8 protein-coding genes are annotated in these 10,012 nt (G+C 69.5%); 5 read left to right on the top strand and 3 right to left on the bottom strand.

The window, feature by feature from the left end; all coding sequences use genetic code 11:
- Nucleotides 1-64: 64 nt before the first annotated feature.
- A complete protein-coding gene (locus D9R02_RS12115) occupies nucleotides 65-862 on the bottom strand; it encodes a TetR/AcrR family transcriptional regulator (protein ID WP_019310762.1) in 798 nt (265 codons plus the stop codon).
- A 519-nt stretch (nucleotides 863-1,381) separates the two neighbouring features.
- Between D9R02_RS12115 and D9R02_RS09860 the strand changes: the two genes are divergently transcribed.
- The 4 genes from D9R02_RS09860 to D9R02_RS09845 all read left to right on the top strand — a co-directional run bounded on the left by D9R02_RS09860 (nucleotide 1,382) and on the right by D9R02_RS09845 (nucleotide 6,818).
- The gene (locus tag D9R02_RS09860; protein ID WP_059281581.1) at nucleotides 1,382-3,028 is read left to right on the top strand and encodes a peptide ABC transporter substrate-binding protein; all 1,647 of its coding nucleotides are present in this window, start codon (nucleotides 1,382-1,384) and stop codon (nucleotides 3,026-3,028) included.
- Between the two features lie 85 nt (nucleotides 3,029-3,113).
- Nucleotides 3,114-4,040, top strand: coding sequence for an ABC transporter permease (locus tag D9R02_RS09855; RefSeq protein WP_019310764.1), 927 nt, complete (start codon nucleotides 3,114-3,116; stop codon nucleotides 4,038-4,040).
- Nucleotides 4,033-5,133: an ABC transporter permease gene (locus tag D9R02_RS09850; RefSeq protein WP_019310765.1), complete on the top strand. Its 1,101-nt coding sequence runs from the start codon at nucleotides 4,033-4,035 to the stop codon at nucleotides 5,131-5,133. The genes D9R02_RS09855 and D9R02_RS09850 overlap by 8 nt, the downstream gene beginning before the upstream one ends.
- A gap of 5 nt (nucleotides 5,134-5,138) precedes the next feature.
- Nucleotides 5,139-6,818 carry a dipeptide ABC transporter ATP-binding protein gene (locus tag D9R02_RS09845; RefSeq protein WP_396389376.1) on the top strand — a complete coding sequence of 560 codons (1,680 nt, stop codon included), beginning with the start codon at nucleotides 5,139-5,141 and terminating at the stop codon, nucleotides 6,816-6,818.
- A gap of 233 nt (nucleotides 6,819-7,051) precedes the next feature.
- On the opposite strand, the gene D9R02_RS09840 is transcribed toward D9R02_RS09845, so the two are convergent.
- A complete protein-coding gene (locus D9R02_RS09840; RefSeq protein WP_121566830.1) occupies nucleotides 7,052-7,966 on the bottom strand; it encodes an SMP-30/gluconolactonase/LRE family protein in 915 nt (304 codons plus the stop codon).
- Nucleotides 7,963-8,397, bottom strand: a complete 435-nt coding sequence (locus D9R02_RS09835; RefSeq protein ID WP_082142091.1) for an acyl-CoA thioesterase — start codon at nucleotides 8,395-8,397, stop codon at nucleotides 7,963-7,965. The genes D9R02_RS09840 and D9R02_RS09835 overlap by 4 nt, the downstream gene beginning before the upstream one ends.
- A 266-nt stretch (nucleotides 8,398-8,663) precedes the next feature.
- Here D9R02_RS09835 and D9R02_RS09830 point away from each other — a divergent pair, with 266 nt between their 5' ends.
- The gene (locus D9R02_RS09830) at nucleotides 8,664-9,905 is read left to right on the top strand and encodes an MFS transporter (RefSeq protein ID WP_224764842.1); all 1,242 of its coding nucleotides are present in this window, start codon (nucleotides 8,664-8,666) and stop codon (nucleotides 9,903-9,905) included.
- The last annotated feature ends 107 nt before the right edge of the window (nucleotides 9,906-10,012 follow it).

Raw genomic sequence — 10,012 nt, 5'->3', positions numbered from 1 at the left:
CACCCCGACACCCCGCCCCTCACAACGTGGGAGAGCCACCCGTGGGGTGGCCGGTCGACCTGGGCTACGCGGTCCCGGGGTTCGCCCACCCTGCGGACTGTCCGCCCAGGGCCTCGTAGACCGAGCGCGCGGTGCGCTCGGCCACGGCGGCCGGGTCCTCGCCCTGCGGCACGACCACGACGACCGGCGCCGGTGCCGGGGGTGGCGGCGCCGCGGCGTCGTCGAACCGCACGGTGAGATCCGGCGGCAGGAAGGTGAGGTCCACGGGATGCGCCACGAAGGCACGACCCACCCCGAACACACCGCACAGCCACGCGATCCGCTGACTCAGGACCCCCACCAGCTGCTCGCCGTGCGCCGGGCGGGGAGCACGCAGCCAGGTGCGCAGGCAGGCGTTGTGCACCGCCACCGTGGCCGCGGCGAGCGCCACCGCGGTGACTCTGCGGTCCGGGGACTGGGGCAGCACCCGGCGCAGGAACGCGTGAAAGACGCGTTCGTAGCGGGAGGACATGGCGATCTCCCGGTCCCGGAGGGATTCCACGCGCTGCAGCAGGTCGTGCCGAGCCACAGCGCGGTCCCGGTGGTCGAGGTGGTGGCGGAACACCAGCTGTGCGCCCTCCGTGAGGCCGGCCTGGAGCGACTGCCCCGGGCGGCGCAGCAGCAGCTCCAGCTGCTGCAGGGTGGCGGCGTGGTCCGCGAAGACCATGTCCTCCTTGCTGCCGTACTTGCGGAAGAACGTGGCCCGGCTGATGCCCGCCGCCTGGGCAAGCTGCTCCACGGTGGTCTCCGTGTACCCGTGATCCGCCAGCATGCGGATGGAGCGCGTGACCACATCCACCCCCGCTCCGTGCGTCTCGCTCATCTGGGCCTCCTCGGCAGCACCATGGGTCTTCTGGCACGAGACTAGCGGCAATGAGACGGAGTCGCACGGGAGCACGACGCCGCACGGCCGGCTCCGGCGCGCACCGGACCCCGGCCGCGTGACACCTTCTGCCTGCCCCCGCCCCGCGAGGAGTGGGTGAGGAGCCCTGACCTCAGCAGCGGTGCTCTCGACCCATCCGCGCCCTGCCGCGACCCTGCTCCCGCCACGCCGCCGCGGCAGGTGCGGGACGCGCGCGGTGGCCCGACACGCCGGGGCCGCGCGCGGATCCGTCGCGCCCCGTCCAGCCTGGGCGCCGGGCCGGGGGGCACGGCCGCGACACCCGTGGGGTGCGAACCCCCTGGAACGTCCCGCGTGGCGAGTGACCTGGGCTATACTTCCGAGTGTTCCGAGCCACAAGATCGGCAACCTGACCACCGGACGTCGGCACATCCATCCGTACTCCCGGAAGCTGGTTTCATCGGCTCTCGTCTTGTTCTATTTCGCTTTCGAGGAGGCGAGATGCGCATCTCCCGCATTTCCAAAACTCTCGGTGTCGCCGCAGCTGCGACCCTGGCCCTGACCGCCTGCGGCGGCGGCGGCGACTCCAACAGCTCCGGCGAGGCCGGCGACGGCAACGCGATCATCACCGCGGACTCCGTGGAGCCCCAGAACCCGCTGGTTCCCACCAACACCACCGAGACCGGCGGTGGCGTGGTCGTCCAGCAGATCTTCAACGGCCTGGTGACCTACGACTCCGAGGGCAAGACCCAGAACGACCTCGCCGAGTCCATCGAGTCCGAGGACAAGCAGACCTGGACCATCAAGATCAAGCCGGACATGAAGTTCACCAACGGTGAGGCCATCACTGCCCAGAGCTTCGTGGACTCCTGGAACTACGGCGCCGCGGCCAAGAACGCCCAGGGCACCTCGAGCTTCTTCGAGCCGATCGAGGGCTACGAGAAGGTCTCCGCCGAGGGCAGCAAGGACGACAAGATGTCCGGGCTGAAGGTCGTGGACGACACCACCTTCACCGTCAAGCTGGTCTCCCCGCAGTCGGACTTCGAGCAGCGCCTGGGTTACACCGCCTTCGCCCCGATGCCCTCCTCCGCCTTCAAGGACATGAAGGCCTTCGGCGAGAACCCCGTGGGCTACGGCCCGTACAAGATGGCCAAGGACGGCGCCTGGCAGCACAACTCCACCATCGAGCTGGTGAAGAACGAGGACTACAAGGGCCCGGAGGCCGCCAAGAACGGCGGCATCACCTTCAAGCTCTACCAGAACCCGGACACGGCCTACCAGGACCTGATCTCCAACAACCTGGACGTGCTGCAGCAGGTGCCCACCGGGGCACTGGGCAACTACAAGTCCGACCTGGGCGACCGCTACTCCGACAAGCCCTACGCCGGCATCCAGACCATCGCCGTTCCGGAGTACCAGGACAACTGGAAGGGCGAGGCCGGCAAGCTGCGCCGCCAGGCCCTCTCCATGTCCATCAACCGTGAAGAGATCACCAAGGTGATCTTCAACGAGACGCGCCTGCCCGCCACCGACTTCACCGCCCCCACCATCGAGGGCTACCAGGAGGACCTGCCGAACTCGGAGAACACCAAGTTCGACGCGGAGAAGGCCAAGGAGCTCTGGGCCAAGGCCGAGAAGATCCAGCCCTACAACAAGTCCCAGAAGCTGACCATCGCCTACAACGCCGATGCCGGCGGACACAAGGAGTGGGTTGACGCGGTCGCCAACCAGATCAAGAACAACCTGGGCATCGAGGTGGAGGGCAAGTCCTACTCCACCTTCAAGGAGCTGCGCACGGACGCCAAGGCCGGGAAGCTGACCGGCGCCACCCGCTCAGGCTGGCAGGCCGACTACCCGTCCATGTACAACTTCATGGGCCCCACCTTCTCCAAGGGCGCATCCTCCAACGACTCCCGCTACGACAACCCGGAGTTCGAGGCCAAGCTGAACGAGGGTCTCGAGGCCAAGAGCACCGAGGACGGGGTGAAGAAGTTCCAGGAGGCCGATTCCATGCTGCTTGAGGACCTCCCCTCGATCCCGCTCTGGTACAACCAGGCCAACACCGCGTGGTCCGAGAACGTCTCGGGCGTGGGCACCGGCTGGGACGGCGTTCCCGAGTACTACAAGGTCGAGAAGACCGCGAACTGATCTTCTGACCCCCTAAAGCACACGGAGCAGGGAGGCGCGTGACTTTGGCGCCTCCCTGTCCCCGTGTTCCAGAGAGGAGCGACTCTTGGCCTGGTATCTGGTCAAAAGACTTCTGCAGCTGATCCCCGTGTTCTTCGGAGCCACGCTGCTGGTCTACTTCCTGGTCTTCATGACCCCCGGTGATCCGCTGGACGCGCTGTGCGGGGACAAGGGCTGCACGCCCGGTGTCGCCGCCGCGCTGACCGAGCAGTACCACCTGAACGACCCGTTCTTCGTCCAGTACTTCAGCTACATCGGCGGTCTGCTGACCGGTGACCTGGGCGTGAACTTCTCCGGACGCGAGATCAGTGAGGTGCTCGCGGACGCGTTCCCGGCGACCGTCCGACTCGCGATCATCGCGCTGGTCTTCGAGGCGATCTTCGGCATCACCTTCGGCCTGTACGCCGGGCTGAAGAAGGGCGGCTGGTTCGACTCGACCGTCCTGGTGCTCTCCCTCGTGGTCATCGCCGTCCCGATCTTCGTGCTCGGCTTCGTGATGCAGTACTTCGTGGGCGTCAAGTGGGGGCTCGCGAAACCCACGGTCTCCGGCGCCGCGGACTGGAGCGACCTGATCCTGCCGGGCATCGTGCTGGGCCTGGTCTCCTTCGCCCAGGTGCTGCGCCTGACCCGCACCGCCGTGGCGGAGAACGCCAGCGCGGACTACGTGCGCACCGCAACGGCCAAGGGCCTGACCCGCGGCCGTGTGATCCGGGTGCACATCCTGCGCAACTCGATGATCCCCGTGGCCACCTTCCTGGGCATGGACCTGGGAGCTCTGATGGGCGGCGCGATCGTCACCGAGGGCATCTTCAACGTCCCCGGCATCGGCAATCAGCTGTACAAGGCCCTGACCCTCGGGGACGCACCCATGGTCGTCTCCGTGGTGTCCGTGATGGTCATCATCTTCTGCGTGGCCAATCTGCTGGTTGACCTCCTCTACGCCTGGCTCGACCCGAGGATCCGTTATGCCTGAGAACAACTTCGAGAACAACGACTCCGCGGGCCGGGACCTGAACCCCGAGGCCCGTTCCCACGAGGCCGCCGCCCGGGAGATCCGGGAGACCGCCGACGCCCCGGCCGGCTCCCACCAGAAGGACCTGGGTGGGCTGAGCACCGGCGTCATGATGGAGCACTTCGTCGCGGACGTCGCGCAGACTCCCGTGGCGGCCACGGACTCCCGCTCGGCCGAGGGCGCGCCCGTGAGCCTGTGGCGCGATGCCTGGCGGCAGCTGCGGAAGAAGCCCACCTTCATCATCGCGGCGCTGCTGATCGTCCTGGTGATCGTGGTGGCCCTCTTCCCGCAGCTGTTCTGGACCGAAGACCCCTCCGCGGCCTCGACCCAGTGCCTGCTCGAGAACTCCAACGGCAAGGCCACCCCGGGGCACCCCATGGGCTTCACCGCCCAGGGCTGCGACGTGTACTCGCGCGTGATCGCCGGAACCCGGGCCTCGCTGATGGTGGGCCTGTTCACGACCATCGGTGTGGTCATCATCGGCGGCATCATCGGTGCCCTGGCCGGCTACTTCGGCGGCTGGCTCGACGCGATCCTCGCGCGACTGGGTGACATCTTCTTCGCCCTGCCCCTGATCCTGGGGGCACTTGTGGTCATGCAGCTGCCGTTCTTCAAGGCCAACCGCGGGGTCTGGACCCTGGTGGTAGTGCTGGTGCTCTTCGGCTGGCCACAGATCGCGCGCATCATGCGCGGGGCGGTGGTCGAGGTGCGCAACGCGGACTACGTGGTCAGCGCCCGCTCCCTGGGCGTCTCCTCGTTCGGCATCCTGGTGCGCCACATCATCCCGAACGCCATGGCACCGGTGATCGTGATCGCCACGATCTCGCTGGGCACGTTCATCGTGGCCGAGTCCACCCTGTCCTACCTCGGCATCGGCCTCCCGGCCAGCACCATGAGCTGGGGCAACGACATCTCGGACGCGAAGGACGCCTTCCGCTCGAACCCGATGCCCGTATTTTGGCCCGGCCTGGCACTCTCGCTGACCGTCCTGAGCTTCATCATGCTCGGGGACGCGCTGCGTGACGCGCTGGATCCCAAGGCCCGGAAGAAGTGATGAACATGTCTGAGGAGAAGAACCGTCCCCTGCTGGAGGTCCGCGATCTCGGGATCGCGTTCACCACCGCCACGGGCGAGGTGCAGGCCGTCGAGGACTCGAACTTCACCGTGATGCCCGGGGAGACCGTGGCCATCGTGGGTGAGTCCGGCTCGGGCAAGTCCACGTCGGCCCTGGCCGCGATCGGGTTGCTGCCCGCCAACGGCCGCGTGAACTCGGGTCAGATCATCTTCGACGGCGAGGACATCACGCACGCCAGCGAGAAGCGCAAGGTCAAGCTGCGCGGCAGCCAGATCGGCATGGTCCCGCAGGATCCGATGTCCAACCTCAACCCCGTGTGGAAGGTGGGCTTCCAGGTCCGGGAGACGCTCAAGGCCAACGGGCTGCCAGCGAAGGACGAGGACGTCGCCCGGGTGCTGAGCCAGGCCGGTCTGCCGGACGCGGAGAAGCGCGCGAAGCAGTACCCGCACGAGTTCTCCGGTGGCATGCGCCAGCGAGCCCTGATCTCGATCGGGCTCTCGTGCCAGCCGCGGCTGCTGATCGCGGACGAGCCCACCTCGGCCCTGGACGTCACGGTGCAGCGCACCATCCTGGACCACCTCCAGACCATGACCGACAAGCTGGGCACTGCGGTGCTGCTGATCACCCACGACCTGGGCCTCGCCGCGGAGCGCGCCCAGAAGGTCGTGGTGATGTACAAGGGCCGCGTGGTGGAGGCGGGTCCGGCGCTGCAGCTGCTGCGCAACCCGCGCCACCCCTACACCCAGAAGCTCGTGGACTCCGCGCCCTCGCTGGCATCCCGGCGCATCGAGGTGGCCCGCACCCGCGGGGAGGAGTCCGAAGACCTGCTCGCGGAGCACCCGCAGACGGCCATGCAGACCGCGCTGAGGCAGGACTTCGTCCAGGTCAAGGATCTGACGAAGGTCTACAAGCTGCGCGGGTCCTGGGGCCGGTCCGAGGACTTCACGGCGGTGGACAAGGTGTCCTTCGACATTCCCCGCGGCACCACCACCGCGGTGGTGGGTGAATCCGGTTCCGGCAAGTCCACCGTGGCCAAGATGATGCTCGGCCTGGAGCCGATCACCTCCGGGTCGATCGTCTTCGACGGCCAGGACGTGGCGCGGCTCAAGGGCAAGGAGATGTTCGCCTTCCGGCGCCGGGTGCAGCCGATCTTCCAGGACCCCTACGGTTCCCTGGACCCGATGTACAACATCTACCGCACGATCGAGGAGCCGCTGAAGGTCCACGGCGTGGGGACGTCCAAGGAACGGGAGAACAAGGTCCGGGAGCTCATGGACCAGGTCTCCCTGCCCCAGTCCATGCTCGCCCGGTACCCCAACGAGCTCTCGGGTGGCCAGCGCCAGCGCGTGGCGATCGCCCGCGCCCTCGCGCTCAACCCGGAGCTCGTGGTCTGCGACGAGGCCGTCTCCGCACTGGACGTGCTGGTGCAGGCGCAGATCCTCAACCTGCTGGCCGAGCTGCAGCACGAGCTGGGTCTCACGTACCTGTTCATCACGCACGACCTCGCGGTGGTCCGCCAGATCGCGGACAACGTGTGCGTCATGCAGAAGGGGTCACTGGTCGAGCGGGGTTCCACCGACTCCGTGTTCGAGAATCCCCAGACGGAGTACACCCGCCAGCTGCTGGCGGCGATCCCCGGAGCGGGTCTGCTCACGGCCGGCTGAGCGGGGACCGGTCCCACGGGCAGCTCCGCAGGACCGGACGGAACGGACGAAGCGCCCGGTGCCACGATCCACGTGGCACCGGGCGCTTCGTCATTCGGGGCGCCGTCTCGAGCGGGGCACCCCACACGGTGCGGCTGGGAGACCCGGCACCGGGATGACAGCTCGGAACCGCCGCCCTCCCGTCGCCCGGCGCCACACTGCCCCGCCGAGCCGCGGGGCACGTGACAGGGGGCTCAGCCCCCGAACGCCGCGGTGACCTGCCCGGGGACGGCCACCCGCACGGCGTAGAGCGAGCCCGCAGTGGGCTGGACGTGGTCCGGGAGGTTCTCGCGCGACGTCGTGATGTAGAGCGTGCGCAGGTCCTCGCCGCCCAGGGTGCACGCGGTGGTCTGCTTGGCGCCCACCGTGACCACGGTGTCCAGGGTGCCGTCCGGGAGGTAGCGGTGCACCTGGCCCGCGCCGTTGAGGGCCACCCACACGGCGCCCTCGGAGTCCACGGTGAGACCGTCCGGGCTCACGGAGACGCTGCCCGGCTCGTAGGTCTCCTCCGGGTCCGTGGCGGCCGCGGCCGCGTGCTCGTCCAGCACGGGAGCCACGAACGTGCGGCGGTTGCGCAGCCCTCCCTCAGCGCTCCAGTCGAACACGGAGACCTCGTGGGTGGGGGTGTCGTTGTAGTAGGCCAGCGTGCCGTCCGGGGACCACGCGATCCCGTTGGAGATGCTCACGCCCTCGAGCACGGGCTCCCAGCTGAGGTCCGTGGCCACGCGGTACAGGGTGGCGGCGCCCTCGGCCTGGTCATACGCCATGGAGCCCACGTAGAAGGAGCCGTCCGGGGCCACACCGCCCTCGTTCATGCGGATGTCCGGGGTGTCCCACAGGCCGATCTCGCGCTCCACCGTTCCGGTGGCATCCGTGAGGACGATCCCCCGTTCCACGGCGACGATCTGCCCGCCGCCCGCTCGAGGACGCACGCACGCGGCCACGTCCCCCACGTGCTGCCGGCGCGGCTGGTCCTCCGGGGTGAACGTCATGACGTCCCCGGCGAGCATGTCCACCCAGGCCAGCCCGCCCCACGTCCGGCTCCAGCACGGCCCCTCGGCGTGGTGCATCCAGGACGGGGTGATCCTCTGCGCTGTCAGCTGGTTCACGGTTGCGGCCTCCTCGGGCTGGTGGGTGCGGGAATGCGGTCACGGTCGTAGGTGATCTCCGTGTAGCCGTGCGGCACAGGCTCGCCGTTCTCGTCCAGGCTCACGAACACGATCTTGTCGATGCTCAGGATCAGCTCGCGCGTGATCATGTTGCGCACCTGCGCGCGCATGGTCAGGGACGTGCGCCCGAACCGGGTGGCGGTGAGGCCCATCTCGATGAGGTCCCCCTCCACGGCGGAGGACACGAACTCGATCTCCGACATGTACTTGGTGACCGCCCGCCGGTTGCCCAGCTGCACGATCGCGTAGATCGCGGCCTCCTCGTCGATCCACCGCAGCAGCGAACCCCCGAACAGGGTGCCGTTGGCGTTGAGGTCCTCGGGCTTGACCCACTTGCGCGTACGGAACGAGATGTCGCCGGGCTGTCTCATGCGCCCCAGCCTATGCGGGCGGGCTCGGGGCCGTGCAACGACGACGCCGCCAGTCCGGCCCCGCACGCCACGCGCCGAATCTTGTCCGTCCGTCCGCCCCTGGCGGGGGTGCGGGTCTCCCCCGCACGCGGCCTCAGCACCCACACGCCGTCCGGGCGCCCGCACGCTGCGCCCTCTGCCACGCTGGGCCCGATGCGGGCGGCACGGGCGGGCCCGGTGCGGGCGGCACGGTGGCGCGCGGCGGCGTCGTCCGCGATGATGCGGTCATGAGTGCCACCACGCGGGCCGCGAGCGCCGAGCGGCAGGACCCCGGACCGGGATTCCAGCGCCGGGTGCTGACCGTGCTCGCGCTGGGGCAGATCCTGGGCGGGCTCGGCACCGGTGCCACGCTGGCCCTGGGGGCGCTGCTGATCACGGAGGTCTCCGGCAACAGTGCCCTGTCCGGCATGGCGTCCACCATGAACACCCTGGGTGCCGCGCTGTTGGCCATCCCGCTGGCGCGGCTCGCGCAGCGCCGGGGCCGCCGGGTGTCGCTGACCACCGGGGCCCTCGTGGCGGTCCTGGGGGCTGCCGTCATCGTGGTGGCCGCGACCTTGCACGTGCTCCCGGCGCTGCTCGTGGGCATGGGGCTGCTGGGTGCGGGCACCGCCCTGAACCTGCAGTCCCGCTTCGCGGCCACGGACGCGGCCGCCCCCCGCACACGGGCGCGGGACCTCTCCCTGGTGGTGTGGTCCACCACCGTGGGAGCCGTGGTGGGCCCCAACCTCTTCGGTCCCGGCGAGGCGATTGGCCGCGCACTGGGGCTGCCGCCGTTCACGGGCGGGTTCGTGATCGCCCTGTGCGCGCAGTGCCTGGGTGCCGGTGTCTACTTCGTGGGGCTGCGTCCGGACCCTCTGGCCGTGGCCCTGGCCCGGGGCGGGTCCGTGGCGAACAGGCCGGACCCCGCGGGCGGGTTCACCCTGCTGCGCACCGTGCCCGCCGCGCGGCGAGCCGTGCTGGTGGTCGCGCTGTCCCACGCGGTGATGGTGAGCGTGATGTCCATGACCCCGGTGCACCTGACCAGCCACGGCGCCACGTTGTCCGTGGTGGGCCTGACCATCTCCCTGCACGTGGCCGGGATGTACGCGCTCTCGCCGGTGTTCGGGTGGCTCGCGGACACCATCGGGCGCGTGAGCACGGTGCTGCTGGGGCAGGGGCTTCTCGTGGCGGCGCTGCTGCTCACATGGCTGGGCTCGGAGCAGCACGGGTTCGTGCTCGCCGCCCTGATCCTGCTGGGGCTCGGCTGGTCCGCCTCCACCGTGGCCGGTTCCACCATGGTCACCGAGTCCGTGGCGGCCCACGACCGGCCCGGGCTGCAGGGCACCTCGGACCTCGTGATGAACCTGTGCGGCGCGGCCGGCGGGGCCCTCGCCGGTCCCGTGCTCGCCGCCGTGGGCTTCTCGGGACTGGGTGTGGCCGCCATGCTGCTCGTGGCCCTCACGACCGCCACGGCACTGCGGGGCCGGTGAGCGCGTCCCCTGCTGGACCCCACGGATGACGACGCCGCCCCGGAGGCGGCCGGGGCGGCGTCGTCGACCGCGAGGGACGGGGCGGCGTCCTCGGACGAGGGGGACGG

This window comes from Kocuria rhizophila (genome assembly GCF_003667225.1).
Taxonomy (GTDB): Bacteria; Actinomycetota; Actinomycetes; order Actinomycetales; family Micrococcaceae; genus Kocuria; species Kocuria rhizophila.
Note: the sequence above shows the minus strand (reverse complement) of the source record. Positions and strands in the feature narration are given on the sequence as shown.

Coding starts and splice junctions, on each gene's coding strand:
- D9R02_RS09835 (WP_082142091.1), bottom strand. CDS start 8,397: ATGAGACAGCCCGGCGACATCTCGTTCCGTACGCGCAAGTGGGTCAAG.
- D9R02_RS09850 (WP_019310765.1), top strand. CDS start 4,033: ATGCCTGAGAACAACTTCGAGAACAACGACTCCGCGGGCCGGGACCTG.
- D9R02_RS09860 (WP_059281581.1), top strand. CDS start 1,382: ATGCGCATCTCCCGCATTTCCAAAACTCTCGGTGTCGCCGCAGCTGCG.
- D9R02_RS09845 (WP_396389376.1), top strand. CDS start 5,139: ATGTCTGAGGAGAAGAACCGTCCCCTGCTGGAGGTCCGCGATCTCGGG.
- D9R02_RS12115 (WP_019310762.1), bottom strand. CDS start 862: ATGAGCGAGACGCACGGAGCGGGGGTGGATGTGGTCACGCGCTCCATC.
- D9R02_RS09830 (WP_224764842.1), top strand. CDS start 8,664: ATGAGTGCCACCACGCGGGCCGCGAGCGCCGAGCGGCAGGACCCCGGA.